This window comes from Methanocella arvoryzae MRE50, from assembly GCF_000063445.1.
Lineage (GTDB): Archaea > Halobacteriota > Methanocellia > Methanocellales > Methanocellaceae > Methanocella_A > Methanocella_A arvoryzae.
On record NC_009464.1, the window covers coordinates 970267 to 994972 of the forward strand.

The 24706-nt window shown below is 54.3% G+C and carries 29 protein-coding genes; 11 read left to right on the plus strand and 18 right to left on the minus strand.

Annotated elements, in window-relative coordinates; all coding sequences use genetic code 11:
* The first annotated feature begins 1 nt into the window (after position 1).
* Positions 2–1183 (plus strand): cysteine desulfurase, encoded by a 1182-nt coding sequence (locus tag RCI_RS04950; protein ID WP_012035300.1) that lies wholly within the window; start codon positions 2–4, stop codon positions 1181–1183.
* 36 nt (positions 1184–1219) lie between these two features.
* On the opposite strand, the gene RCI_RS04955 is transcribed toward RCI_RS04950, so the two are convergent.
* Positions 1220–2113 (minus strand): DUF6159 family protein, encoded by an 894-nt coding sequence (locus RCI_RS04955; protein ID WP_012035301.1) that lies wholly within the window; start codon positions 2111–2113, stop codon positions 1220–1222.
* Between the two features lie 628 nt (positions 2114–2741).
* Between RCI_RS04955 and RCI_RS04960 the strand changes: the two genes are divergently transcribed.
* Complete coding sequence (locus RCI_RS04960; RefSeq protein ID WP_012035302.1) at positions 2742–3377, plus strand: RNA 2'-phosphotransferase; 636 nt, start codon at positions 2742–2744, stop codon at positions 3375–3377.
* A 24-nt stretch (positions 3378–3401) separates the two neighbouring features.
* Here the strand turns inward: RCI_RS04960 and rtcA are convergent, their stop codons facing one another.
* The 3 genes from rtcA to RCI_RS04975 all read right to left on the minus strand — a co-directional run bounded on the left by rtcA (position 3402) and on the right by RCI_RS04975 (position 7969).
* Positions 3402–4409: an RNA 3'-terminal phosphate cyclase gene (rtcA, locus tag RCI_RS04965; RefSeq protein ID WP_231844943.1), complete on the minus strand. Its 1008-nt coding sequence runs from the start codon at positions 4407–4409 to the stop codon at positions 3402–3404.
* 64 nt (positions 4410–4473) lie between these two features.
* Positions 4474–5952 (minus strand): carboxypeptidase regulatory-like domain-containing protein, encoded by a 1479-nt coding sequence (locus RCI_RS04970; RefSeq protein ID WP_048198075.1) that lies wholly within the window; start codon positions 5950–5952, stop codon positions 4474–4476.
* Between the two features lie 58 nt (positions 5953–6010).
* On the minus strand, positions 6011–7969 hold the full coding sequence (locus RCI_RS04975) for a PGF-CTERM sorting domain-containing protein (RefSeq protein WP_012035305.1): 1959 nt from the start codon (positions 7967–7969) through the stop codon (positions 6011–6013).
* 456 nt (positions 7970–8425) lie between these two features.
* Here RCI_RS04975 and RCI_RS04980 point away from each other — a divergent pair, with 456 nt between their 5' ends.
* From RCI_RS04980 to RCI_RS05025, 9 genes are all read left to right on the plus strand, one after another.
* Positions 8426–9619, plus strand: coding sequence for a cofactor-independent phosphoglycerate mutase (locus RCI_RS04980; protein WP_012035306.1), 1194 nt, complete (start codon positions 8426–8428; stop codon positions 9617–9619).
* Between the two features lie 3 nt (positions 9620–9622).
* Positions 9623–10525: a homoserine kinase gene (locus tag RCI_RS04985; RefSeq protein ID WP_012035307.1), complete on the plus strand. Its 903-nt coding sequence runs from the start codon at positions 9623–9625 to the stop codon at positions 10523–10525.
* 4 nt (positions 10526–10529) lie between these two features.
* A complete protein-coding gene (locus RCI_RS04990; protein ID WP_012035308.1) occupies positions 10530–11162 on the plus strand; it encodes a hypothetical protein in 633 nt (210 codons plus the stop codon).
* A 194-nt stretch (positions 11163–11356) separates the two neighbouring features.
* Complete coding sequence (locus RCI_RS16130; protein WP_148266533.1) at positions 11357–12019, plus strand: hypothetical protein; 663 nt, start codon at positions 11357–11359, stop codon at positions 12017–12019.
* 128 nt (positions 12020–12147) lie between these two features.
* Complete coding sequence (gene frhA, locus RCI_RS05005) at positions 12148–13380, plus strand: coenzyme F420 hydrogenase subunit alpha (RefSeq protein WP_012035310.1); 1233 nt, start codon at positions 12148–12150, stop codon at positions 13378–13380.
* Complete coding sequence (gene frhG, locus RCI_RS05010) at positions 13377–14075, plus strand: coenzyme F420 hydrogenase subunit gamma (protein WP_012035311.1); 699 nt, start codon at positions 13377–13379, stop codon at positions 14073–14075. The genes frhA and frhG overlap by 4 nt, the downstream gene beginning before the upstream one ends.
* Complete coding sequence (locus RCI_RS05015; RefSeq protein WP_012035312.1) at positions 14072–14938, plus strand: Coenzyme F420 hydrogenase/dehydrogenase, beta subunit C-terminal domain; 867 nt, start codon at positions 14072–14074, stop codon at positions 14936–14938. The genes frhG and RCI_RS05015 overlap by 4 nt, the downstream gene beginning before the upstream one ends.
* A gap of 603 nt (positions 14939–15541) precedes the next feature.
* Positions 15542–16213 carry an ABC transporter ATP-binding protein gene (locus RCI_RS05020; protein ID WP_148266534.1) on the plus strand — a complete coding sequence of 224 codons (672 nt, stop codon included), beginning with the start codon at positions 15542–15544 and terminating at the stop codon, positions 16211–16213.
* On the plus strand, positions 16206–16961 hold the full coding sequence (locus RCI_RS05025) for an ABC transporter permease (RefSeq protein ID WP_012035314.1): 756 nt from the start codon (positions 16206–16208) through the stop codon (positions 16959–16961). Before RCI_RS05020 ends, RCI_RS05025 begins: the two co-directional genes overlap by 8 nt.
* 283 nt (positions 16962–17244) lie before the next feature.
* Here the strand turns inward: RCI_RS05025 and RCI_RS05030 are convergent, their stop codons facing one another.
* The 14 genes from RCI_RS05030 to RCI_RS05095 are packed head-to-tail and all read right to left on the minus strand — an operon-like array spanning position 17245 to position 24545.
* Positions 17245–17484 carry a DUF3194 domain-containing protein gene (locus RCI_RS05030; RefSeq protein ID WP_012035315.1) on the minus strand — a complete coding sequence of 80 codons (240 nt, stop codon included), beginning with the start codon at positions 17482–17484 and terminating at the stop codon, positions 17245–17247.
* Positions 17485–17488: 4 nt separating this feature from the next.
* Positions 17489–17869, minus strand: coding sequence for a prefoldin subunit beta (locus RCI_RS05035; protein WP_012035316.1), 381 nt, complete (start codon positions 17867–17869; stop codon positions 17489–17491).
* Positions 17870–17876: 7 nt separating this feature from the next.
* Positions 17877–18113, minus strand: a complete 237-nt coding sequence (locus tag RCI_RS05040) for a KEOPS complex subunit Pcc1 (RefSeq protein ID WP_012035317.1) — start codon at positions 18111–18113, stop codon at positions 17877–17879.
* 42 nt (positions 18114–18155) lie between these two features.
* Complete coding sequence (locus tag RCI_RS05045; RefSeq protein ID WP_012035318.1) at positions 18156–18293, minus strand: DNA-directed RNA polymerase subunit P; 138 nt, start codon at positions 18291–18293, stop codon at positions 18156–18158.
* Positions 18294–18296: 3 nt separating this feature from the next.
* On the minus strand, positions 18297–18587 hold the full coding sequence (locus RCI_RS05050) for a 50S ribosomal protein L37ae (protein WP_012035319.1): 291 nt from the start codon (positions 18585–18587) through the stop codon (positions 18297–18299).
* Entirely contained in the window at positions 18587–19369 is a 783-nt protein-coding gene (rrp42, locus tag RCI_RS05055; RefSeq protein WP_012035320.1) for an exosome complex protein Rrp42, read from the minus strand. Before rrp42 ends, RCI_RS05050 begins: the two co-directional genes overlap by 1 nt.
* Positions 19362–20123, minus strand: coding sequence for an exosome complex exonuclease Rrp41 (rrp41, locus tag RCI_RS05060; RefSeq protein WP_012035321.1), 762 nt, complete (start codon positions 20121–20123; stop codon positions 19362–19364). Before rrp41 ends, rrp42 begins: the two co-directional genes overlap by 8 nt.
* Positions 20116–20796, minus strand: coding sequence for an exosome complex RNA-binding protein Rrp4 (rrp4, locus tag RCI_RS05065; RefSeq protein WP_012035322.1), 681 nt, complete (start codon positions 20794–20796; stop codon positions 20116–20118). The genes rrp41 and rrp4 overlap by 8 nt, the downstream gene beginning before the upstream one ends.
* Positions 20797–20815: 19 nt before the next feature.
* The gene (locus RCI_RS05070; protein ID WP_012035323.1) at positions 20816–21511 is read right to left on the minus strand and encodes a ribosome assembly factor SBDS; all 696 of its coding nucleotides are present in this window, start codon (positions 21509–21511) and stop codon (positions 20816–20818) included.
* Between the two features lie 6 nt (positions 21512–21517).
* Entirely contained in the window at positions 21518–22291 is a 774-nt protein-coding gene (gene psmA / locus RCI_RS05075) for an archaeal proteasome endopeptidase complex subunit alpha (RefSeq protein ID WP_048199016.1), read from the minus strand.
* An 8-nt stretch (positions 22292–22299) separates the two neighbouring features.
* Entirely contained in the window at positions 22300–22821 is a 522-nt protein-coding gene (locus tag RCI_RS05080) for an Rpp14/Pop5 family protein (protein WP_012035325.1), read from the minus strand.
* Positions 22818–23540, minus strand: coding sequence for a ribonuclease P protein component 3 (gene rnp3 / locus RCI_RS05085; RefSeq protein WP_012035326.1), 723 nt, complete (start codon positions 23538–23540; stop codon positions 22818–22820). Before rnp3 ends, RCI_RS05080 begins: the two co-directional genes overlap by 4 nt.
* Positions 23527–23958 carry an RNA-binding domain-containing protein gene (locus RCI_RS05090; RefSeq protein WP_012035327.1) on the minus strand — a complete coding sequence of 144 codons (432 nt, stop codon included), beginning with the start codon at positions 23956–23958 and terminating at the stop codon, positions 23527–23529. The genes rnp3 and RCI_RS05090 overlap by 14 nt, the downstream gene beginning before the upstream one ends.
* On the minus strand, positions 23955–24545 hold the full coding sequence (locus RCI_RS05095; protein ID WP_012035328.1) for a 50S ribosomal protein L15e: 591 nt from the start codon (positions 24543–24545) through the stop codon (positions 23955–23957). Before RCI_RS05095 ends, RCI_RS05090 begins: the two co-directional genes overlap by 4 nt.
* Positions 24546–24706: the final 161 nt, after the last annotated feature.

The window sequence follows — 24706 nt, forward strand, 5'->3', positions numbered from 1 at the left end:
GATGTATGACGTTTACCGGATAAGGGAGGACTTTCCCGTCCTGAGAGAGGTCGTTTACCTGGATAGCGCTGCTACCAGCCAGAAGCCAGTCCAGGTGGCAGAGGCGGTACAGGAGTATTTCACCCGTTACTGCGGAAACTACGGAAGAGGTGCGCACAGGCTTTCCCGGCGCACTACGGAGAAGTACGAGGACGCCCGGGAAACTGTCGCCGGCTTCTTCGGGATAAATCCGCGGTGCACCGTTTTTACCCGGAATACCACTGAAAGTATTAACATGGTTGCCCTGGGTCTGGACTGGAAAAAGGGCGATCATGTCATTACCACGGTGGTCGAGCACCACAGCAATCTGCTGCCGTGGATCAGGCTGCAGGAAAAGGGAGTCGAGGTAACGGTAGTCGATTCGGACATGCATGGCATTGTCACGGCTGAGGCGATCGAGAAAGCGATAACGGATAAGACCAGGCTGATTGCAGTCACCCATGTTTCCAACTTCTTCGGCGCAGCCCAGGATATCAAAGCCGTTGCGAGGATTGCTAAAAAACATGGGATTATGCTGCTGATAGACGCCGCCCAGTCGGCTGGCGAAATTCCCCTGAATCTGGATGAGATCGGCTGCGACTTTGCGGCGATGCCGGGCCATAAAGGGCTCCTGGGCCCGCAGGGCACTGGCATTCTGTACGTGAGGGAGCCGGAAAGGCTTCAGCCGGTGTTCGTGGGCGGGGGGACGGTTCAGAAGGTGACGACCGGCTCTTTCACCTTCGATGAGATCCCGTCGAGGTTCGAGTACGGGACACCCAACATACCGGGCATCATCGGCCTCGGCAGAGGCGTAGAGTACGTGAAAGCCATGGGAGTCGAGAATATCGAAGCCCACGTAAACAGGCTTGCACGGGAATGTGCCAGACGTCTGGCAGAGATCCCCCAGGTAGAGTTATACGGGCCTGACAACCGGGTCTCTCTTACCTCGTTCAACGTGGAGAACATCAACCCCCACGACGTAGCCATGATCCTGGACGAGACGAAAAAGATCTGCGTCCGCAGCGGCCAGCACTGTGCCCAGACGGCGCTGGCAAGGCTGTGTATAGCAGGCTCGGTCAGAGCGTCGTTCGCGTGCTATAGTACGATGGAAGAAGTGGACCTGCTGGCAAGATCGGTAGAGGCAATTGCTAAGTCGTTCTCATAAAAAAATTTTTCAAAAAAGTTCTCACCTTCGGGACTTTTAGATCCCGAAGGCATTGTGCAACGGCGCAGGCACAGCCTGTGCCACCCCGTCGTCCGGGCCCTGAACGCTCCGCTCTTCTGCCCAGACGTACAGCATGGTGTAGTAGGAAGTGCGGATGAAGAGGTTCAGCGTCGACACCAGCGAGATGCAGACGAAGGCGACCGGCACTGCTATCGCTATTGCAACCGGGAAGCTGAAGGCCGACAGGACGAAGAACAGCCCAAGAGCAGCGAAGATCGACAGCACCACTCCGAAGAAGCCGATGATGCCAGTCAGGATGCGGATGCTGATCTCGCCGACGCCTACGATGATCACGTTGTTCTTGACGATCTCGAACGCCTTTTTCAGCGAATCCATGTATCCCAGGCCTGTGATGACGGCTACGGGCACCAGGAGGCGGACGGCGATGTCCCAGCCTTCCCTGAGCACGTCTGCGGCGAGGGAGCCTATCAGGTTCAGCAGGAAGCCTTTGTTTTTAGAGGAGTTCTTCAGCATGTTGACGATCATCTGGATGACAGCACCTGTGGCCGCAAGAAGCAGCAGGGTCACGATGCAGGAAACTGCCCGGCTGAAAGCGTCGCTGAGGGAGGACCGGCCCTGCTTGATGTGCTGGTAGACAGCATAGGAGGATGCACCCATGAAGAAGTAGCTGAACGTGTAGCTAACGAACAGCAGGGTCAGCACTGCGCCTCCGAAGATGTAGAGCCCGAGCTTGCCCAGCAAGCCCATGAAGACGAACGGGACGATGATCACCAGACTCATGATGAACCCGAAGAGAACCGACAACAGTGAAGGTATAAGGAGTTTGGGCTCCTCCAGGATCATCTTGAAACACTCGATAAGAAAGCCCAGTGCTCTTGAGCACTGGTCAATGATACGGTCAATTACCATATAGTTTCACCAGCCGACTCCGCCACTTAAGCAGCCGGAGGTACGGCATTGTATAGTGAATCCCTTCTGGTATTTAAAGATATGATACAGGTTGCGGTGTTGAACATTTCCAGGTATCCTCTACCATATAAGCTAACTGAACTATGCCCTTGCTCTTGTGTGGTGAGACAGCAATACGAACGCTGCGCTGTGCTATTCCTCACAGATTTCACGGATTGAAACAGATGCCACAGATAACAACCGATTGCACAGATAACTAAAAAATAATCCGATCGACTGTCTGATGATTGCTGTCAATGATCGAATAGTTAGAGTATTCCTTCTGTGATATCGTGTAGTAATCTGTGGATTCAGCAGAGGAATCTGTGGAATCGAGTGTCATCTGTGGCATCTGTGAGGATTGGCCCAGCGCAGCGTTAGACATGTAATCTCGGGGGAGCCTGTGCAAGAAGGTGAGGCACAGCGCAGCGTTCGCGTACGTTCCCGGAATCAAAGATAAGAATACAGGCGAATATTAACGATATGTTTATAGTTGCCAGGCAACGGCTAAAATCATAAAGTATATTTCAAATCAACGCTATCAATTGTATATTATATCCCGATTGCAGGGATCTTACCAGGTGTCAACATGGAAAACAGAGAACAGCCAGGCGAAATCAAGCAATGTCCGGTACATGGGTACTTCAGGGGTCGGGAGTGTACGTGCGGCAACCCCGGAAGGTTTGTACTCTCAGGCTACAAGGCGGAAAAGCTGGGTAAGATCATATCTGGCGCGCTGAGGCATTTCCCCGCAGATCTGGGCCTGGATATGGACGAACATGGCTGGGTCAGCTTAAGAGACCTGACCAGGGTCATAGAGCGAAAATACGAATGGGCCAGGTCATATCATGTCGATGCCATGTTTAAGACCGACGATAAGGGCCGGTACGAGAGAAAAGGAGATAAAGTCAGGGCCAGGTACGGGCATTCGCTAAACATAAAGCCGGACTATCCTGAGTTCGACGGAGACAAACTTTACTATGGTACCAGTGAAGAGGAAGCAGATCGGATCCTTGAGATAGGCCTCAAACCAGTAAACCAGCACTTTGTCCACCTCAGCAAGAGCATCGAGGAAGCGGTTAAGGTTGCCTGTATACGGACAGAGCACCCTGTAATAATAGAGGTAGATGCTAAAAAGGCCCGGGAGACCGGCATAGAGATCCTGGATGCCGGACCTGTATGCCTGACGGCTCAGATACCGGCGGAATTTTTGCAGATAGGATAAGTCCAGTTCTGCTATATAGACTTCTTAAGCCGACTGGATAACAATATTTCTATTTTTCTCGACTGTAAATCTCCGGCCAGTCAGTTTTTCCATGATCCACATATTGGTTACAGCGTGAGAGGTAACACTACTTGTGGTGATGAGGGACGAGCCCTTAGATAAAGCCATGAAGGTAATAAGCTGGTCGCATAAAAATGGGTCAACGGCCGCATCCGACTCCAGACAGTTCGCCAGGTTGATCGCTGCTTCGGTGCCCACCTTCTCCGCGGGCAGGCCCCGTTCCCCAAGGGCGCTGCCACCATGGAATCCGCTGAAAAGGGTAATGCTTGAGCCGGTAGAGAGGTCGTCTCTGACATCCAGCTCAATTTCGCCGACTTCCAGCCCCACGCTTTCCAGGTATTTACGGGCAGCGTCTCTCTGCCTCCAGGACACGTGCGATGGCAGGCGTGAAGAGGCGGAAATACCTCTGACAGGCCCGCCCCGGTGCTCATCGATTATGGCGCCCCTCAGGTCGGCAGGCTCGATATCGATGACGACGCTGCCGCTGCCTACAGGAAAATAGCCTCTGCTGAGGAGTTGCAGTGTCCCCTTGAAGCCGAACATCCTTAGAGCGGGCATCGTGACGTGCTTGAAATAGTCGATGGTCGGAGACCAGCGAACATCAGTACCGCCAGTTACATTTATAGAGACCGGGGAAGGTGCGAAAGAGGCAACGGGAGTAATACTTTGTAATACCAGCGATATACTGCCGGCAGTGCCAATATTAAGAGAGTATTTACCACCGCGGATCTCGGACGGAATAAAGGTAATTGTAGTCGAGCCTGGAGAGAGCCCTTCGATTTTGGCGTCGGACATCTGACCTACCAGTTCGATGGATTTTATATGCTGGATGCTGAGACCAGCACGTGGCCGGTTTTTACGAATATTGATGATCCTGACTGGGGTGCCTGTAATCGCAGATACAGCTACTGCAGAGCGAAGAATCTGGCCTCCGCCTTCCCCATAAGAGCCGTCGATCTCGATCATCTGCATGAAAGATAGTTGCTGATAAAGATATTTAATAATTATCCGAACTGTAAATATTGTCACTCGTTAACTAGAAAAGACTGGCCAGAGCTTTGATCATGTTATTAAGTAGATAGCTGAGGTAAGTCAGGCTTAAGGACGGGACGGCGACCATGTCGAACGACTTGCTGACCTCCCGGCCAGGAATGAGGTCGAAGCTCCCTGTTTCAGACTGGTATTCGTCTCTGACAATCTTATACTTGTATTTACCGGCAGGCGCTCTGGGTATGTTGACTATTCCGGTACCGATATACTGATCGTTCAAGTAAATCCTGGCATCTGCGGGCATAGCATCGATCGTTATCGTACCGGTACTGATCTGCATCGTACGATTGAGGAGCAGGGTTTTATCCGGCTCGATATTAACATCGGATGTGTCGTTGTAGTAGCCATCGAGGATTAAGGTGACTGTATGCCTGCCTACTGTAATGTCTGAAAGATTGCATGGTGTCAGCTTACCTGTGTCGATATCGTCAATATGGACCCGTGCTCCTGTCGGTGTGGTAATAACGTTAAGGTTACCAGTACTGGCAACATTTAGCGATAAGGGAATATAGTACTCGTGCTTTTTACCAATAGTATTAGCGTAGTAGACTTCGAAGGGAGCACTCGACTGCTCGTATAGCTGACCGCCCAGTTCACAAGATATTTTAACCAGGAATTTTTCCGAGACTGTGCGGGCATTTACGTTATAAAAGCAATAATCACCGGTTGAATTGGTCTTCGTGGAATCGACTAATTCTGAACCTCCGGCAACATACCTGAATAGCTCAACGGTAGCACCGGAAAGCGGATAGCCGTTCTTCTGAGTCACATGACCGTATACAATGTTTCTTTGTACTGTTGGTTGTATATGGTATGGTGCCTGCTCTTTCAGAGGCAGATATATCGGCAAATACCCATAATCATCGGTAGGAACTGTCACCGTATAATTTTGTGATTTATACGTTGTCAGGTTTTTATTTGTCTCTGCCCAGACGACGTAATTGCCCGCAGGTAGCCAGAAGGACCATCGTCCGCCTGCATTTCCCTCGTAGATAGTGTACATGCCATTATCGATGTAGACGACTCCGGCTACTTCACGGATCAGATAATCGTCTGACGTTATGACACCATACAGCGTGCCCATTCCGCTTGAAGGATACGTGTAAAAACGGACATCCTGAGTAGTAGTTTTCAGAGGATAGACCATAAAGAAAGCGGTATTCTCCTGTATGTGGACGCCGTCTTTGTCCATAACTGCAGCAATACGGAAGGTGCCGCTGCCGCTTTCGATAGGTACCTGATTATAGCAGAAGCTTCCGTCAGAGGCGCTCTGTACAGAACCTATCGGACGGCATTCTCCATCTTGTATTACAACTGTAACGCCTGGCATAGGATTATCATAACGATCCAGGACCTTACCCTGAACGGTGCCGTATTGAGCGGCATTTGTTACTGGTAAAGATAGGACGAAGATAATGAAAATGACGAATAGAATGAGAATCTTAGGATAAAGTGTTTTTAACATTTTTATCCCAAAAAAGAAAGGTTGAGGGGATAAATCTCCCCTCGTTGGATATCTGTACTTAGTTCTCCTTCCTCATGATGAGGTATGCAACGCCGAGCAGGCCTGCGAGGGCGAACACCGTCTCAAAACCAGGGGTCGGAGTCGGGGTTGCTGTCGGGGTTACAGTCTGGGTTGCAGTCGGGGTTGCAGTTACGGACGGAGTAACGACTGGGGTTGCGGTTACAACCTCAGAGGGTACGACATAGTCCGGCAGTGCAACGTTGTTGGTTGCGGTACCGACAGTCAGGTTGACAATTGCGAACCACATGTGTACGTTGCCCGAGGAGTCTGCCTTCTCAGCAGTCAGGTTGTAGATGCCAGAGGGGACTCTGTAGTAGGTGTACGTACCGATTGCAGCGATCTCCGGTCTGGAGACAGTGTACTGCGGGTTCTCAGGGGACTTTACAAGCCTGACAGACTCCCAGGTGTCGTTAGCCCACTTGGTGGTCCAGAGCTTGACAGTCGCGTTCGGGATACCGTTCTTGTTCTTGTCGGTTACCATGCCCGAGATCGTACCCCAGCCGACGACTTCGACTTCACAGTCATCAGTCAGGTTCTGGGTAATGCCGATCTTGGTGTAGCCGGTCACAGTGACCTTGCCCTTGGTCGCGTTGGACGTCAGGATGATTGCTGCCTGGCCTGCGCTGTTGGACACGTTGGTCTTGACGCTGGGCAGGTATGCAATGGTGTCATTGCTGCCGAAGAAGGTAACAGTCACACCGCCCCTCTTGTAGGGCTTGCCGTTATAGTACAGCTGTGCAGTGATGATCGACTGGTCTCCGCCAACCAGGATGGTCTCCGGGTCCGGGGTCAGTTCGATTGCATCCGGCATCGGGACGTGCAGGACGATGAAGCCCGAGCTGGTCCTCGACTTGTTCAGCGTGTAGTTGTCCGACTTGCCGTAGTAGATGACGCCATCGCCGATGTCAGCCTCAGCAGATGCATAGGCGTAAGCGATGCTGTTGTTCAGCTCGATGTTGTCGAATACGTAGCTGCCGGGGTACGGAAGGTCAACGTATGCGGTGGTGGTCATGTTGTAGATCTCTTTAGTGCCGATGATTGCACCACTCTCAGAATCGTAGACGTAGCCCATCAGGTGCAGGGTAACGACGGTGCCGCCGTAGGGCTTACCGAAGCTGTCCTGAACGCTGCCGAACCAGGAAGCGAGAGTCGGGCTGAAGTAGATGCTGGTCGAGCCGTTGATCTCCGGGTCAGCGGGGTACTCTGCAATGATGGTCGAGTTTAAGCCAGCTGCTTCTTCGACAACCCAGCCGAAGCTGACGTTAGCCCAGCCGCCCTTGGTCGGGACATCGTTCAGAATCCTGCCCTGGGAGTCAGAGTAGATGCCGTCCCTGCTCAGGGAGCCGTTGTAGCTCTTGTTGTATTCCGAGTCAGTGACGTTGATCCTGAAGTTGATCAGAGTGTTGTCTGCAACGGGGTCGTTGAGAGCGTCAGTGACGTAGGCGTAGATCTTAACGTGGTCTGCGGCGTCAGCTGCGATGTTGTTCCTCTCTGCGGTGACAACGATCTTAGCGGGCTGCGGGATGATGACTACGTTAGCCGGAGCAGTGGACCTCTCCTCAACAGGGAATGCGTTGGAGTAGCCCTCGCCGAACACGCTGTGGTTAGCGTAGACCTTGTACAGGCTAGCGTACTGGCCACCATTGTTTGAAACCCAGGTGTTGTTGACGTTCGGGAACTGGTAGAAACCGTTCGAGTCCGACTCGCCTTCATACCAGGCTTCACTCAGGTTAGCTGCGTTCACGATCGCGACGTACGCGTTCGGCAGGCCAGCGCTGGTGTTAGCGGTGGTTAACCTACCGGACACTGCACCGGGGCTCGGGTGAGCTTCGCTCATTGCCGGAGCCTTTGAGTAGCTCGTATTGTAATACGGCTTGACAGCAGTAGCATCTATCGTCAGGGCGATGATCGCGAGTACCGCCAGGGCGATTAATACTGCCTTAGTAGTGTTCTTCATTAATTCAACCTCCCATGGTTGTGTATATTTTGACTGCAGATATCACGCCTCGATAAAACATTCTTGTTTTATCAGCCCATATGCCGTATCTTCGACATATGTCGAACTTGACATCGCTTGATAATTAATCCATAGACACGGATTATTGGACATACATTAGTCATTACCTTAATAAAAGTTTTTTGGTCTTTCCCACGCCGAAAATACGTTTACAAAGCATGGTTTTCTACATAATACCTATACGGTACCGGGATTGTGGAATGCGTGACAATCGCAGGTCACACGAGGATCAGGCCATTACGACGTTTGTGGACATACTTCCCGGCATACCTACGACAATTGACTAACGCATAGTTCCAGTAACGTCAGACATACTATAATATATGCTTAGCTGATATGCACTATACCGCTAAATATATTTGTACTAAGCCGGCTAATGTTTGACGAACTGGTACCATGAAATATGCTGTAATTCTCGGAGACGGAATGGCCGATTACCCGATACCCGAACTGTCCGGTAAGACGCCGCTGGCGAGCGCAAATAAGCCGTGTATGGACTATCTGGCCGATCGTGCTGTTACTTACGGACTGGTAAAAACGACTATAGCCGGGCTGCCTGCGGGAAGCGACGTTGCCAACCTGTCAGCCATGGGATACGACCCCCGGAAGTATTATACGGGCAGAGGCCCGCTCGAGGCGGCCAGCATCGGCATACCGCTTAAGCCGGCTGACGTGGCCTTCAGGTGCAACCTGATCACTGCCGATGACAACGTAGTCGACTACAGCGCAGGGCATATCACAACGCAGGAAGCGTCGGAGCTTATGAGATACCTGGACAGCAAGCTTGGCACCACTGACACCCGCTTTTACCCGGGCATCAGCTACCGGCACCTCCTGGTGATAGAGAACTGCCCGGATGGAATAGTATGTACTGCCCCGCATGACGTAGTTGGACAGCCGGTGCAAGACAACCTGCCGAAAGGAGAGGGAAGCGAGAAGATTATTGGCCTCATCGAGGCTTCGAGAGACCTTCTCGCCAGCCATCCTATAAACAAGAAGAGAATAGCTGAAGGCAAGCGACCCGCAAACTCTATATGGCCATGGGGCCAGGGCCGGAAACCGTCGATGCCGACATTCAGAGACAGGTACGGGCTGGATGGTGCAGTTATCTCAGCGGTGGACCTTATCAAAGGCCTCGGCGTATTTGCAGGCCTGGAAGTAATCAACGTTCCCGGAGCCACGGGATACCTCGATACGGACTATGGTGCAAAAGCTGTACATGCGCTCAAAGCACTGGAAAACAAGGACTTTGTCTTCGTCCACGTGGAAGCCCCGGACGAGATGTCTCACGAAGGCAGGCTGAAGGACAAGATCCGGGCTATCGAAGACCTGGACGGTAAACTTATCCGCCCCATACTGGAGGGCTTGAAAAGCAAAGGCGACTTCAGGCTGATGGTGCTCCCTGACCACCCGACGCCGCTGGCTACGAAGACGCACGCATACGACCCGGTCCCATATATTATATATGATAGTAGATATAATAATACTAATAATAAGCGCTATGATGAGGAGTCCATGAAGAACGGCCGCTATATTGCAGATGGTCATGAGCTCATGGGCTTGTTCATTCATGGCGACTCCCAGGGATAACCTATGGATTCGATCACTGTGAAGGCTTCCGCCACCTCAGCGAACCTGGGGGCTGGTTTTGATGTCATGGGCATAGCCCTCGAGAGCCCTGGCGACATCATCCGGGTCGAGAAAGCCGACGAACTCTCCATCGTCGTCAAAGGCAGAGGTGCAGAGGGCATCCCGGCAGATCCCGAGAAAAACACCGCAGGCCTGGTAGCTCTGGCCATGGACAAGAAAGTCAGAATTACCATAAAGAGCGGCATCAGGCCCGGAAGCGGCCTCGGCAGCAGCGCCGCACCTGCGGCAGGCACGGCCGTCGCCATCAATGAGCTTTTTTCTCTGGGCTACTCGAAAGAAGAGCTGGTCTGGATAGCGGCGAGAGGAGAAATGGCCGCTGCGGGGATAGTCCATGCAGACAATGTCGCCCCATGTATTATGGGAGGACTTACGCTCGTATGTAATAATTATGTGGAGCACGTAGAGCTGCCTCCGATGGGCGTGGTGGCGGTTCTTCCCGAGATCGTGGTAAGCACGAAATCCGCCAGGGGCATTTTACCGCAGCAGGTGCCTCTACAGGAGATGGTGCTGAACGTGAGTAAGGCAGCCATGCTTATGGCAGGGGTAGTCAAAAAGGACCCTGTGATTATTGGCCGCTCGCTCTCGGACACGTTTAACGAGAAGTACAGGTCTCCGCTGATCAAAGGCTATGGCAGCGTCCGGGAGGCAGCGCTGGACTCGGGTGCCTACGGAGTGGCGATTAGCGGGTCAGGACCGACGATGCTGGCGCTCTGCCCGGAGGACAGGTCGTTCGACGTGGCCGCCGCCATGAGGAAGAAATTTGAGGAAGCGGGAGTGGTTTCAGAGGCGTATGTAACCTGCATCGGTAAGGGTGTCAGAATCATAAACCGTGATGAAGAGGAATGAGAACATGCTGATGAAAACCTCGATCAAGGGCTTTGTAGCCCTTGCCTGTGTGATTATAGCACTAACAATATCCGGCTGTGTATGTTTTAACATCGGGACGCCGGGAGATACGGTTCCGACACCGGAGCCCATGCCTGAGCCTACAGACGAGCCCACTCTCCTCCCGACTGAAACTCCTGCGGTGCCGACAGTGTCGCCTGACGGGCATACTCCGACGCCGGCCACGGGCACGGCCCCGACTTCGACACCGGGCATAAGCCCGGCTCCGGTGACAGGCACCATGGATGCGAGGATGATCGGTTACGGTACTGACAAAGATACATACAGCCGCGGTGATACGGCCCTGTGTTACGTAGAGATCGAGAACACTGGCGAAGTGCCGATCGACATGGTCGACTTCAGGGTAGACGTCTACAGGTCAGCCTTCGGCGTGATGATCCGCGTTATCGACAACGAGACCTATACCGTCGATAACCAGGACATCCAGCCGGGCGAGACTAAACGGGTGGAGATCGCCGTGGTTATTCCCGCCGAGTACCAGGGCGTGTCGACGGCAGGCACTTATAAGTTTGACATTGTAGTGAGTGTCGAAGGCAAGGAGATCGGCAGATTCAGTAAAGATGTGAAAGTCGTCTGATATCTGGCAGCTCCCGACAATTTAACAGTCCCCTGCAGGAGCCTAACTCGAACAGGCTCACGGGGAACCCCCGTAGGCGATAATACCGGTGCCTGTGACCCGGTTACCCTGAAAAACGCCGATTTTTTGTTTTTTCGCTTTAAGTCCAGAATAGAATGAACTTCACACACTCATACCTTTTCTCGGTGAGTGTTGTGAAAGAGAGAGACAAAATTATTATTCTTCTCGCAGTTCTGGCGATCGTGGCCTCGGCGATCTGGGCAATATCACCGTACGGTGAGGCGCAGGAAACCGGCCTCGCAGTATCAGCAACTGTTGTGCCTACCCCGGCGGTCGGCCCGACGGCATTTGCGCCCGGGGGAGATGCAACAGCCGCTCCGACGATTGCAGTAGGCACCAGGACGGTATCTACTCCAACTGTGACTCCAGCCCCCATGACTCCGACGCCTGCTGCCACGCCGGCTCCGACCCCGGTGGCAGGGGCAGCGGGCCAGCAGGGAACTTCAGCTCAGCTGGTGAACTATGGTACGGACAAGGATACCTTTAACAGGGGAGAACAGGCAACCGGGTTCATCACGATCAAAAATACTGGCAATACGGTCATCAACGACGTGACCACTGCAGTCTCTGCAAGCAGGGCAGTGCCGGTAATAGGTGAGACTACCCTCGGGAGCAAGGATTACACCTTCAGTAACCTGAACATCAACCCCGGCGAAACCAAGCGTATAGAGTTCAAGGCCGACATCCCGGCTGAGTACAGAGGCGTATCCACGGCGGGAGAATATACGCTGCACGTCACAGTCAAGACCGGGGGCACTGAAATCGGGAGCTTCAGCAAGAAGGTAAATATTGCCTGATCTCCTCTTTTTATTTTCAGGCATACCAGATACCGGAGAAGCGAGCATGACAGCCCTCTGTCCGCATTCGTGCGATAAGTCAATAATGGTTATAAATTTGTCACAATACTATTGAATGGTGATTATTTTTGGCTGAAAGGGTGGTAATAGCCCCGACCACTCGTAACGAGGGCCACGGGAAGTTCGTGCTGGAAGTCGACGATGAAGGAATCGTGACTAAGGGACACTTTCTGAGCCTGGTACTCGTCCGGGGCTTCGAAAAATTCTTAGTGGGCAGGGCGATGGAATTTGCCCCGGTTGCCACGAGCCGTTTCTGCGGGCTATGCCCGCCAACACATGCTACCGCCTCAGCAGAGGCGATTGAGGACTCGATAGGCGTGACTCCGCCACGCCAGGGCCTGCTGCTGAGAGAGTTGTGTAACCTTGGCAACCACTTACACGATCATCCGCTCCAGCAGATACTGATCCTGCCGGACTTTGTTCCGGACGCCGAAATGCAAAAAGATGCCATCATCCGCATCCAGAAGATGCGGAAGATTGGCCAGCAGATCTGTGAGGTGACGGGCGGGGAGGCGATTCATTCGCCCCACATCAGGATCGGTGGCATGGCAAAGAACATCAGCGAGGCTGCCAGACGCAAGCTACTGGAGAAGGTCAGGGAATACAGGAGCATCTGGGAAGAGCAGCGGCAGTTTATGGAGGGAGCTTTTGATGCCGCCCGGGTTCCGGAAGGGCTGGGGGCACATGACATGCCGTTGATGGCCACCGACCTCATCTATGGCAGGTCGGACGTATTCCGCAGGGAATACTATCCAGATTACTCAGAAGTGCTGCCCGTGCCTTACTACGGGGAAGACATCGGTGTAGAGGCATGCACGATCATACCTATGATCAAAGGCGGCCCGGTCGAGGTCGGCCCGAGGGCGAGGCTGTGGAAGTTCCGGGGCTACAATGCGAAGGGTACCATGGCGCTCAACCGGGCCAGGCTTATAGAGATCACTATCCGCCTGGACAGGGCGGAGGAGATCCTCGAGAAACTCGATACCAGAGCCCGGACCATTAACCAGCCTGTGACGAAAGGCTCGGGCCGGCTGGGCATAGGCGTCAACGAAGCGCCGAGAGGCACTAACGTCCATATGGCGAAGGTCGAAGACGGCCGCATCTCGTTTTATAAGGCAATGCCCGCGACTATGTGGAGCATCCCGGCCATCGGGAAGGCTACGGAAGGCTTCCACCACAGGTGGGCACAGTGGGTCATGCGGTCTTACGATCCCTGCATCTCCTGCGCTACTCATTTCATAATCGTACACGATGGCAGGGTCGTGGATCGGTACTCGGATAGCAGAGGAGGGCCAGTATGACGAAGCCTAAGTTTGCATACGTGCACCTGGCAGCCTGCTCGGGCTGCGAGATCTCGTTCCTCGACAACTTCGAGCGAGTGCTGGACATGATGGACATGGTCGACATCGACTACATGACGCTGATTGCGGATGCCACGGAAATACCGAAGGTCGACCTGCTATTCGTGGACGGCGCGGCCTGCCTGCAGTCGAAGGAGAGCGTAGAGTCCCTCAAGAAAGCGAGGGAAAATACCGGGTTCCTGGTAGCCTGGGGCGGCTGCTCCAGCACGGCTACCATTAATAACTTCTCAAGGGGAGGGCAGAGTCCCCAGCCCCAGCACGAGTCCTTCCCGCAGATCAGCCGCCTCGTAAAAGTAGATGCGTTCGTACCGGGATCTCCGCCCGGGCCCGAAATGGCCTATAACGTTATCAGGGCGTTCGTCGAGGGAGACACGGATTATCTGAAGTACCTGACAACAGAGGGCATGGGTGGTTTCGCCTGCGGCTGTGATCTCATATCTAAAATCATTGAGAATGCTCTTTGCATTGGCTGCGGGGCATGCGCATTCGCCTGCCCGACGAGAGCGATAGATATGGTGCAGGGACGCCCGAGCATTAACTGGGAGCGATGTGTCAAGTGCGGGGCATGCTATGCCCAGTGCCCCAGGAGCTTCCAGCCGGTGGATATGATGAACAGGATGCTGGAGGAATTATGACCGGCGATGGATTCGGAAAGTACAGAAGCGTAGTAACCGCCCGTGCCACGGCAGAAGAAATCAGGGCGGTAGCCCAGGATGGAGGGACAGTCACAGCGTTGCTCTGCGATGCCCTGGATAAGGGAGATATTGATGGAGCAGTCCTCACGAAGAGGGCGAGCCAGGACTGGCATGCAGGCCAGTTCGTCGCCACTACCAGGGAAGAGATCATCAGCAGCGCCGGCAGCGTGTACGAGCTGTCGCCCAGCGTGTTCCAGCTTAAGGATGCGGTCAGGGAGAACGCTCTGGAGAACGTGGCGTACGTGGGGTTGCCCTGCCAGGTCGTGGCCGTGCGCAAGATGCAGCTATACCCGTTCGGCGGTCGTCATGTCGGCGACAAAATCCGCTACATCATAGGTATTTTTTGTAGCGAGAACTTCCACCACGAAGGCTTGAGAGATATTGCCGAAGGCTACGGAGGCGTACCCCTCGATCAGATGAGCCGGATGCACCTTTCGAAAGGGAAATTTATGATCGAAGGAGAGGAAGGCACACGGGAAGTCGGAATCAAGAAAGCGGCAAGGTATGCGCAGGACGGCGATCACGTCTGCCCCGATCTTACTGCTGAGTACGCAGATATCTCCGTAGGATCTATCGGTTCGGAACCCGGATGGAACACGGTCTTCGTCAGGACCCGGAGAGGCGAAAAGCTGCTGAGCGGAGCGCAGGCAGACGGAGTGCTTGAAGTCAAGGATATCAGCACCGTGCAGCCGGGCCCCGGCCTGCTTCAGAAACTGGCGCTGGCCAAGAAAACTATGGCCAGGGAGACGATAGACAAGCGTAAGAGCCTCGGGCTCTTCGTCACCCGGGACATGTACTATTGAACCATTTTTAGCGGGCGTATGCCCGCCATTTATCTTAAATTGAGATGTATCTTTCTCTGAGTACAAATAGGTAGCGGTAAGCCGTTTTTTCCCATATCGGCAAGTATATATGGCTTAAAAGCCAATGGACTATTGGTAATATACCTGTGAAAAGCTGTCAAACACAACATAGTGTTTGAAGGCGAAAACGCAAAGGCAAGAAGGTGTTCAAACCCACTGAAGTCTGACACCGTACAGTTGTCGAATACCGAAAGCATACGAACGCTAAAATAAATTGAAGAGGGTGTTCAAACCCACTGAGATTGTAGCATCGTAAAGCTGTCGAACGCGGAATAGCTGAAGAACGCAACAATGCAGCAACAAAGAGGTGTTAATCCCATATTGGCACCGAACAATTTGTTGAGTGCAGTGTAGCAGCTGCATAGGGTATAGCAAAAAGCACATGGCAGCGGCGGGCCATGAATCCGCCGCAACCTTCTCTTTTGACGATTTATATTTTAAGAGATAGCGAAGCGCCCGCCCTTGACGTGCAGGCTTTTCGCCAGTACAGGGATTAAAAGTGATATTCCCGGAAGTACCACGATTTTATGTCGTGATACCCGCATGGCTGAACCTCACATAGAGCTTATAGATGTGTATAAAACAGTAGCCCGACAGCCAGGGGCACTCTCACGATCTGAGATCCTGAGCGGTGTAAGCCTGAAAGTATACAGGGGAGAGCTTATCACCCTGATGGGCCCGTCAGGGACGGGAAAATCGACGCTGCTGCGCCTGATAAACCGCCTTACCGAGGCAGACTCCGGCACGATTCTCGTAGACTCTGTCAATATAAAGGATTATGATCCCAGAGAGTTGCGCAGAAGAATAGGCATGGTATTCCAGACACCGGTCCTATTCAAGGGAAGCGTAAGGGACAATATCTCTTTTGGCAAAAAGTTATGGCACACGGATGCCGATATCGAGGCTCTTGCATCCGAAGCAGCCATACCCGAAGAACTGCTCGATGCAGACGCTACGCATCTTTCCGTAGGAGAGAAACAGAGAGTAAGCATCGCCAGAGCGCTGGCCAACAAGCCCGAAGCGCTTCTGCTGGATGAGCCGACCTCGGCACTGGACAGAGCGTCGGCCGAAAAGGTAGAAAGCCTGCTCCTGAGGCTGCAGGTCGAGCATAACCTGACGATGCTCTGGGTCACCCATGAAAGAGCGCAGGCAAGACGAGTCTCCAGACATAACTACGTCCTGGAGGACGGTAAGCTGAGGGAAGAGCATGGTTGACGTCATCATGCTCGGGTTCGGGCTTGCTCTTGCATTTCTGATCATATCCGCCGTCCTGGCAGCAAGGTATCACATATGGAAAGAAGTGACAGTATCCGGCGCACGGGCCATCGTACAGATACTTATATTATCATCAGTCATCATCCTGATGTTCAATCTGCCGGTCTACTGGAGCGCCCTGATCCTGCTCGCCATGGCCACTATTGCTGGCTATACCACGTATGCACGAGCCGGTAAGCCGGAACTGGTCTTTCCGACAGCTGTAGCTTCAATTGCGATAACGTCTATAATGATGCTCGTGCCATTTTTCCTGATCGGCATCTTCCCTCTTGAGCCAAGATACCTGATACCGACAGGCAGCATCCTCATCGGCAACGCCATGAACGTCAGTTCGCTTGCCATAGACCGGTACAGAGGAGAGCTACGCAACCGCAGAGGCGAAGTTGAAGCGTATCTTGCGCTGGGAACATCGCCCAGAATGGCGACAGAACACTGCTTAAAACAGGGAATATTATCGGCTCTGATACCGTCCATCGATAACATGAAAAACTTAGGCCTGGTGTGGATACCCGGAGTCATGACAGGCATGCTTCTGAGCGGCTCGAACCCAGTACAGGCTGCAGCCATACAGGTCAGCATCTTCATCGCCATCTTCCTGACCGGGATGATCTCTTCGAACATTTTATTGTACTATGCTACCTCAAGCTTTTTCACCCGGGCACTACAGCTCAGAGAGGATGTATTATAAAACTCGACAGCGAGTCACTACTGAGATTCAGAGGCGAATGGATTACCACAGAGACACAGATAAACACAGAGAAACGGCTCACCACAGAGGCACAGAGAAACACAGAGATTTTTCTATAGATAGTTATATAGTAACCCCATATTAAGAAAGTCTCTGTGCACCTCTGTGCCTCTGTGGTAAACTGTACTCTGTGAGACTCTGTGCACCTCTGTGCCTCTGTGGTAAAACAGTCGCTCCATGAGCCTCTGTGGTAAATCACACCCAGAGTACTCTGGAATAAAAGTTAATCGTTTTTAGCCATAAGCTCGTCAGCCTTTTCGGTCGCGACCTTGATGGCTTCTTCAATTGTTTTCTGGTCGATCTCCTGGGTACGGTCGGTAACCAGGGTGATATCGATGGTAAGATCCCTGCCTTCGATGCCGATCGAGATGTCGAGGTCGGCGATTCGTTTGGCGGGGACGACAGAATAGATGTGATCGACGACGGCCTGGTAGACCGCGTCGATGATCTCTTCTTCCTTCATAGATTTACTCGGCACGGCCGCCGGTTGCGGGGCCCTGGCCCTGCATCTTGCCCAGCGCGGACTTAAGCTGTTCCTGGAGCTGGTTGAACCGGGACTGGAGACGCTCTTCCTGGCGGCTGAGGGACTTGAGGCGGACGTCGAAGTTGTCCTTCTTTTCCTCGAGGTCCTTGAGCACATCCTCGCGCTTGGCCTTGATCAGGAGCTCGCCTGCGCCCTTGTAGACTTCGGCGCCTTCTTCGGTCTTCTGGAGCTCTTCGAAAGCGCGCTCAGTCTCTCTGAGCAGCATTTCGACTTGAGCCTTCTGCTGCATCAGGGCTTGCGCCTGCTGCTGGACCTGCTGAATCTGGGCCAGCTGGTTCTGGATCTGCGGTGGTAGTTCGTTCATTGTAAAGTCACCCTCGTGTTAAAAACATGTCCTCTGAAATCTTGATGAGACGGAGCCATGTGTTGATGGCGGCTCTCAGCGAGACGACGTCTTCGGCGACGACGAAGAGCTTCAGAGTATCGCCGGATTGTTCCAGCGATACTTTTGAGCGCTCCGATGGTATAGCCTGCAGCTCGGGGCGGAGTGTCTGGTAGACAGACGAAGCCATGCTTCCGAGCTCGAACTCGACCGATAGTGTGTGCATTATGCTGCCAGCACTCCCACATGATACTGCGGGGCAACCGCACTATACTGCGGGCACTCTTTTGATTGCGGTCGGCCGCTCTTTGATCAGTATACGGTGGCCGCAGTACTGACAGCGTACGCCCTTCATGTCTTTGTCGACTTCTACGGTCTGCTTGCAGTGTGCACACTTGTAAACCATCGGTTACTCACCCTTGGCAGCGATCGAGAGCTTGCTGATAGTGCGCAGTGCTGTCTTGCCGCTCGGGGTCTGGGGCAGGTAGGTGCCGCCGGTGTACGAGTACTTGCACTTGATGCAGGACCAGATACCGGTGCCTTCTCTCCATACGGACATGCGTCCGCACTTCGGGCACTTGTGAGCCTGCCTCATGTTTCCCTCGATGTCGGCTACCAGGTTTCTTGCCTTACGGCCGTACCTGCAGCCCCAGCGGCCTGCGCTGCGGGTCTTTCTTCCCTTTGCACTTTTTGTTACCATTACTGAATTCCCTCCAGTTTTTCTCTGAGTACGTTCGCCTTCTCTTTCGCGAGGCGAATGATATGATTAATCTGATCTGGTGTCAGCGTGCCGACACCGCTCTTCTGCATGCCCGAGATGGCGCCTTCCTTGTTGGTGATCACCGTCAGCTTGCAGGGCGCGACACTTTCCTCGTCCAGGCTCGGATCGAGCATGATTGCGCCGCCGATGTTGACCGCCGTAACGCCGATTGGCACGTCGTTCAGGGGCAGCTTGACGTCCTCGCCGAGGCCAAACTTGGAGTTCGGGATCTTCGTTGCCTTGAGCGCTGCGATAGCGCCGAGCGAGGCTGCGTCCATCAGGTTGCCATCGTGATCAAGTACATGAACATCGATGAAGACCATCCAGACTTTCTGACCACTTTCAATACATAACTTAGATAAATCAATTGCGCCTGATTCGCGCACCCCACGGTCTACGACACGTGCCAGCTCAATCGCGTCCTCTCTCGGAGGCCCGCTCTCGAACGTCGGGGATGCGAGCGGCACAAGCTCCAGGTTAGTAATGATGACACCGGAGTCCGGGGTGTCCGGGAACGGCTCGCCGGGCTGGATCTTGACACCTACGACGACCTGCGAGTCGCCGATTTTTACCCTGGCGGAGCCTTCGGCCTTGTTGATTACGCCGGTCTCCACTGAGATAGCGCGGAACTCGTCGAACTTCCGACCGTCCGCCCTGTCACCCTGATTGGCGAGGCTGTATATATAGTCTCGCTTGATCTCTGCGATAACGTCTTCACTCATTGGTCTCGCCTCCTGCTTCGGGCACTTCCACTGCGATCGGAGCGACGCCTCTTGCGTACTTCTCGACCAGCGCCTGCTTCTGCAGTTCGTGGAGCTTCTTACATCCTTCGATGGCCATGTTCAAGGCGGTGCTGAACTCGTCGGACGTCATGTGGCCGTCCATCTGGCACAGCGTGATCTCGCCGAACTGGTTCATCGCGATGGGCAGGTCGGCCTGGCCGTAGTTGTCCTCGTCCTTGTTGAGGTCGAGCACGAGCGTGTCATCAGCCTTGCCCACTGCGCAAGCCGAGACCAGGCACTTCATGGGGATGCCCGCGTCGGCCAGCGCGACCGAGGCAGCGTTGATGCCCGCCACGCGAGTGCCTGCGTCGGCCTGCAGGATCTCGACGAAAATGTCGATGGCAGACCTCGGGTAAAGTTCTTTGAGAATGACAGATTCCAGCGCTTCCCGGCTCACCTTGGAGATCTCGATGCTCCTCCTGTCCGGTCCCGGCCTCTTCCGCTCTTCCACCGAGAATGAAGCCATGTTGTACCTGTAGCGCACGATTGCGTTAGATGCCTGCTGCAGGTGCCTCGGGTGCACTTCTCTGGGCCCGTACACGGCGGCCATGACCTTGTTGCCGCCAAACTCTAAGTAGCAGGAGCCGTCTGCACGCTTGAGCACTCCCGCCTGGAACTTGATAGGGCGCAGGTCGAACGGCCCTCTTCCGTCCAGCCTCTTCCCATCCACAATTAGTTTCTCTGGCTTACTCATTTTGATTCCTCATAACTTCAAGCTCGTTTTTCAGGTACTCCTTGATCTTGTCAGTCAGGCCCGACGTGTGCGCCTCACGCTCGATCTTGAAGATGGTGCGAATCGCGAGGTCGACCTTCTTGTCATCTCCCTTTAGCCATATCCTGCCGTTCTGACCGACGAAGATGCTGCAGTCCAGATCTTTCATGAGCATCTTGATCATGGAGCCGTTGCGGCCGATCACCCTGGGGATCTTCACGTGGGAGATCTCGATTACCCGGCCGTCCTTGAGAATTTTCAGGTGTTCCTCCCGCAGCGTGAGCTCTACCTTCATCGACGGGTCTACGTCGGAGATTTTGGCGATGATGAGCTCGCCCTCGTGGAGGTACTTGGTCATGTTGTTCTGGTCCACCCTCTCCGGGTACTCCGATGCGTGGAGCAGGCCCTCGTAGGGGGAGTTGATATCGACGATCCAGTTGGAGAACGTCACGTCAGTGACTTTCCCGATGACCAGGTCGCCCCGGGCGGGTATGTACCTGCCCGATAATGGGATGACTTTGATGCTGTTCCGGCGGTCTACCAGGCCGAAGTTGGCCGCGTATACTTTGCCGTCCTGCACATAGGTGCCGTGGCTCGCGAGTTTCGGGTCCTCTCCGAGCAGATCGCCTGGAACTACCAGTTCTCTTTCAGACATTGTGATTCCTCTCACACACTCAGCGGAGCAGCTTGGTCTCTGCCTCACCCTTGCTCAGCTTGTTGACGAGATCGTAAAATTCGGGCTGCATGCCCGCCGGTATCTGGATAACTCCGATCCACGTGCCGTTGTTCTGCCACTCGTCCTTGATCAGCTTTCCGAAAGACGTGATCTCTCCGAAAGCCCGGGGAGCATAGGTCCCGGGGATCTTGACGGCGATCTTGACTTCCTCAAAGCGGATAGGAATGATGGGCCGGATGGCTTTCATCACTATGTTGACGTTCTCTTCTACTGATTTGGTGAGATCGATGTGGACACCCGCTTCCTCCATTGCCCGCTCGATACGCTGGGGCGGATGGGGTGTCATGGTTTGCGGGTTGATAGCGTTCCGGGAGATGAAGCTGACTACCTGGCGCCGCTTCTCTTCGATCATGCGGTGCCTCTGCTCGGCAGTCAGGTTGATCTCGCCTTCAGTGATGATCTTGCGGGCGATCTCGAAAACGGCGGTGGTACCGAAGGCCTTCACCAGGTCTTCTTCAGGCACCCGGTCGCCCCTGGACGCGTTGGAGAAAACGTCTTCAACGGCCAGGATGTCTTCGATCTTGATCGGTGCGCCACGTTTTAGCTCCTGCGCACCGTCGGGGTCGACGAGGATCTCGAAGTGCTCACCGTGAGTCTTCAGCCTCGCTACGACCGCGTTGTCGAGCGTCACCATGCTTGATCACTCTTCTCTCTCTGGTCTGGCCGCAGATTCTGCGTCCGGCTTCTTAATGTCGGCCTTGCTGATATAGTCTTTGACTTCGCTCTCCGACAGCTTCCGGAACTTCCGGGTCTCGACGTCGATGACGCCGATCTCGATGGTCGGGACCTCGCCCTTGGCTTCCATCGACTTGTATAGCGCCTTGATACCGAGCACTATTGCCTCTTCGAGGGACATGTCGGTTCTGTACTGGCTTTCCAGCATTTCCATGACGGTGTTCCGGTTGGCGCCGATGGAGACAGCCTTGTACTCGTACAGAGCACCCGACGGGTCAGTCTCAAACAGGCGCTGGCCGGTTTCGTCCACGCCGGCGATTAGGAGGGCACTACCGTACGGCCTCATGCCGCCGTACTGGGTGAGCTGCTGGATGTGATCGGAGATCTTCTTCGCTAATATGCCTATGCTGATCGGCTCGTCGTAGGTGATGTGGTTGATCTGGGCTTCTACCCTTGCCCGGTCGACCAGCGCCCGGCCGTCGGCCACCAGACCGGAGGCGACCGCTCCGATGTGATCGTCGATCTTGAAGATCTTCTCGATTGATTCTGCCTCGAGCAGCTTGGTGGAGATCCTCTTGTCCACCAGCAGTGCGATGCCATCTTTCGATTTCAGGCCCATGACGGTCGCTCCCCTGCGGACCGCCTCCTGTGCGTAATGAACCTGGAACAGCCGGCCGTCGGGGCTGAACACGGTGATAGCCCGGTCGTAGCCCATCATCTGTGGTGTCATCTGCTGCATCTTGTCTTTCACTCCTGTTGATTAGTTACTGTATCAGAAGAGGTTAGGCTGAGATAGCGGGTGTTCCCGCGTTTCAGTACCTCCCGTTCATCCGGAACAATGTCAATTTCATCTCCCTTCTCTCTCACCGCAGTTCCGGACATGCGCCCATGGCGAATTTGTATAGAAAGGATATTAGTGGAAGCTATGTTTTCTGGAACAATATATTTTTCTGTTGCAGCCCGTATCGTACCCGATACTCCTGAGATAAAGATGTGAGCGCGGGTGCCTTTGATGACGTAGACAGTGGCGATCGCTGCCCGGGCAAGCTCCACGGCACCGTGGTTCACCCGCAGGATGCCCCGGAAGCCATCGAAGTCCATGAGCCGGTAGCCGATCTCGCTGCTGCCGGTATCCCCGAGAAGGGTCTGAGTGGCGAAGTATATCTCGTCCAGCAGCACCTTCCGGTCTACAGGATCGCCGCTCTCGGTGACGACCTTGAAGGCGATGTACCGCTTCTTTTCCCGCAGGGAAGATGGCAGGATTTTCATTCGTCGCCCCCTCCCGCCCCGACGATCTCGACGCCGTCCATGACGTAGCTGGCCGAGGACCGGCGGATGATCTGCTCCGGATAATAGGTGAGGCCCTTGATCGCCTCGGCCTCGTTCAGGCCGAACAGTCTGGCTATCGCGATCATGCAGCGCGGGTCCCGCAAATCGTAGTGGGACATGGCCCCTGAAGTGATCACGTAGGGAGCCCCGTATTTTCTGACGAGGGCAAAGTTAGCCCTGTAGCTGGACAGGGTGCGGACTCTGGTCCCGCCCCGGTTGTGGATGATGGGAAAAAGGCTGAACTCGATGGCCACCTGCTTATCGGCGGCCAGCTTTGCGATGATGTGGTTGATGCCGCTGGTCTTGCCCCCGTCGTGCGGGTGGGTGAGCACGTCGGCTCTGCCGTCCTCGCAGGCAGCCCGGTTGATCGCCTCGTCGCCGCCGTGAACAGCTAGCACCTGGACCCGGCTGCGGTACTTTTCCACCAGCCGGCGCAGCTCGTTGGCGTTCGCCGGCGAGACTTCGACACCCCGGAGCACTTTGAAGTTCTGCGGTAGTGGCTCCTTTCCGGCGAAAAAGTCGTGGTGTGGCGAAGCGCATATCCCCGACAGGCCCAGTCTTCCGGCCTCCAGCGCCATTCTCGAGACGGAACTCGAGCCCTCCGGGTAGGGGTGAATGTTCATGTCATAGTAGTGTAGCTCTTGCTCACTCGCCGGCATGGAAATAGTCCTGGAGTATCTTGAGCCCCAGCTCATATTTGGCGGGGTACGCGGCCACCTTGGCCTTTAGTGCTATGGCGTCCTCAGCGTACGTGATCCTCACGTCGCCGAGATAGGCATCCTGCTTGGACAGGCGGAGGAAGAATGTGCAATCTTCGCTGACCCGCTCCGGAAGCTCCGAGATCAGTGCCCTGAGATCCTCTTCCGGCAGCTTGTCACGTAGAAATTTCATGTACTGCGTCGCAGCCTTCTTTTCCAGCCGGGCAGTAAAAATAGTGATAGGGTTGCCGAAGTAGCCTTCGGTCTCGAGGGCTTCGATCGGAGTATCCTGGGGAAGAACGTTCTCGAGGGCCTGTCTGACCCTCGAGGGTTCCTCTGTCGAGTGTGCCTGCGTTCTGAACAGGATATAGTGGATCATTTGCCCCTGCGGTCGTGAGCCTGGACAGACGGGTAGTTCTTCTCGGTGCCCTTGCCCTTCCGCCTCTGGCCTCTGCCCTTCTTGCCGGCGCTGGTCAGGCCTCTCTCGGCCCTTCCCCGGTGGGTGCCCTTAGTAATCCAGCTCAGGTTCTTGTCGCTGGCGATACTCGGGTGGTGGGGGTCGACGAGGATAATCTCATACCACTTGTGCTTGCCGTCCTGGCCAACCCAGTAGGAGTTCAGAACTTCCATGTTGGGGAACTTGCGGCTTGCCCTGACCTCTGCCATCCTCTGGATGCTGGTGCGCCTGGTCAGAGTCCTCAGACCCATGTGCTTGGACTTCCTGCCTCTGGAGTACCTGGACTTGCGGCGGCCGCCGCGGCGGACGTGCGCGCGTGCGACGATGATGCCCTGCTTGGCCTTGTAGCCAAGTGCTCGCGCCCTGTCGAGCCTTGTGGGCCTGTCGATCTTGACGACTGTGGGCTCCTTCCTCCATTCCTGGAGGCGTTCCCAGAAGAGTTCGCCGACATACGTCTTGCTGGGGTTCTTCCAGGCATCGCGTATGTAGCTGTATGCGGATTTTACCATTAGTTTCGTGTCTCCTTTGAATAGTGTTTCCTGGTTCAACCTATCCTGTCATGATGAATATGGATAGGCCACATCCCGGCGGGAACGTATCCCGCGACTGAAACCGTTGGAACAATAAACAGGTCCTATAATATAAATATTTCGTATTGTCCGGGCGCTAA

Excerpts from the sequence above, each read along its gene's own strand:
- RCI_RS04950 (WP_012035300.1), top strand. The coding sequence starts at position 2 with ATGTATGACGTTTACCGGATAAGGGAGGACTTTCCCGTCCTGAGAGAG.
- RCI_RS04955 (WP_012035301.1), bottom strand. The coding sequence starts at position 2,113 with ATGGTAATTGACCGTATCATTGACCAGTGCTCAAGAGCACTGGGCTTT.
- RCI_RS04960 (WP_012035302.1), top strand. The coding sequence starts at position 2,742 with ATGGAAAACAGAGAACAGCCAGGCGAAATCAAGCAATGTCCGGTACAT.
- rtcA (WP_231844943.1), bottom strand. The coding sequence starts at position 4,409 with ATGCAGATGATCGAGATCGACGGCTCTTATGGGGAAGGCGGAGGCCAG.
- RCI_RS04970 (WP_048198075.1), bottom strand. The coding sequence starts at position 5,952 with ATGTTAAAAACACTTTATCCTAAGATTCTCATTCTATTCGTCATTTTC.
- RCI_RS04975 (WP_012035305.1), bottom strand. The coding sequence starts at position 7,969 with ATGAAGAACACTACTAAGGCAGTATTAATCGCCCTGGCGGTACTCGCG.
- RCI_RS04980 (WP_012035306.1), top strand. The coding sequence starts at position 8,426 with ATGAAATATGCTGTAATTCTCGGAGACGGAATGGCCGATTACCCGATA.
- RCI_RS04985 (WP_012035307.1), top strand. The coding sequence starts at position 9,623 with ATGGATTCGATCACTGTGAAGGCTTCCGCCACCTCAGCGAACCTGGGG.
- RCI_RS04990 (WP_012035308.1), top strand. The coding sequence starts at position 10,530 with ATGCTGATGAAAACCTCGATCAAGGGCTTTGTAGCCCTTGCCTGTGTG.
- frhG (WP_012035311.1), top strand. The coding sequence starts at position 13,377 with ATGACGAAGCCTAAGTTTGCATACGTGCACCTGGCAGCCTGCTCGGGC.
- RCI_RS05015 (WP_012035312.1), top strand. The coding sequence starts at position 14,072 with ATGACCGGCGATGGATTCGGAAAGTACAGAAGCGTAGTAACCGCCCGT.
- RCI_RS05020 (WP_148266534.1), top strand. The coding sequence starts at position 15,542 with ATGGCTGAACCTCACATAGAGCTTATAGATGTGTATAAAACAGTAGCC.
- RCI_RS05025 (WP_012035314.1), top strand. The coding sequence starts at position 16,206 with ATGGTTGACGTCATCATGCTCGGGTTCGGGCTTGCTCTTGCATTTCTG.
- RCI_RS05030 (WP_012035315.1), bottom strand. The coding sequence starts at position 17,484 with ATGAAGGAAGAAGAGATCATCGACGCGGTCTACCAGGCCGTCGTCGAT.
- RCI_RS05035 (WP_012035316.1), bottom strand. The coding sequence starts at position 17,869 with ATGAACGAACTACCACCGCAGATCCAGAACCAGCTGGCCCAGATTCAG.
- RCI_RS05040 (WP_012035317.1), bottom strand. The coding sequence starts at position 18,113 with ATGCACACACTATCGGTCGAGTTCGAGCTCGGAAGCATGGCTTCGTCT.
- RCI_RS05045 (WP_012035318.1), bottom strand. The coding sequence starts at position 18,293 with ATGGTTTACAAGTGTGCACACTGCAAGCAGACCGTAGAAGTCGACAAA.
- RCI_RS05050 (WP_012035319.1), bottom strand. The coding sequence starts at position 18,587 with ATGGTAACAAAAAGTGCAAAGGGAAGAAAGACCCGCAGCGCAGGCCGC.
- rrp42 (WP_012035320.1), bottom strand. The coding sequence starts at position 19,369 with ATGAGTGAAGACGTTATCGCAGAGATCAAGCGAGACTATATATACAGC.
- rrp41 (WP_012035321.1), bottom strand. The coding sequence starts at position 20,123 with ATGAGTAAGCCAGAGAAACTAATTGTGGATGGGAAGAGGCTGGACGGA.
- rrp4 (WP_012035322.1), bottom strand. The coding sequence starts at position 20,796 with ATGTCTGAAAGAGAACTGGTAGTTCCAGGCGATCTGCTCGGAGAGGAC.
- RCI_RS05070 (WP_012035323.1), bottom strand. The coding sequence starts at position 21,511 with ATGGTGACGCTCGACAACGCGGTCGTAGCGAGGCTGAAGACTCACGGT.
- psmA (WP_048199016.1), bottom strand. The coding sequence starts at position 22,291 with ATGCAGCAGATGACACCACAGATGATGGGCTACGACCGGGCTATCACC.
- RCI_RS05080 (WP_012035325.1), bottom strand. The coding sequence starts at position 22,821 with ATGAAAATCCTGCCATCTTCCCTGCGGGAAAAGAAGCGGTACATCGCC.
- rnp3 (WP_012035326.1), bottom strand. The coding sequence starts at position 23,540 with ATGCCGGCGAGTGAGCAAGAGCTACACTACTATGACATGAACATTCAC.
- RCI_RS05090 (WP_012035327.1), bottom strand. The coding sequence starts at position 23,958 with ATGATCCACTATATCCTGTTCAGAACGCAGGCACACTCGACAGAGGAA.
- RCI_RS05095 (WP_012035328.1), bottom strand. The coding sequence starts at position 24,545 with ATGGTAAAATCCGCATACAGCTACATACGCGATGCCTGGAAGAACCCC.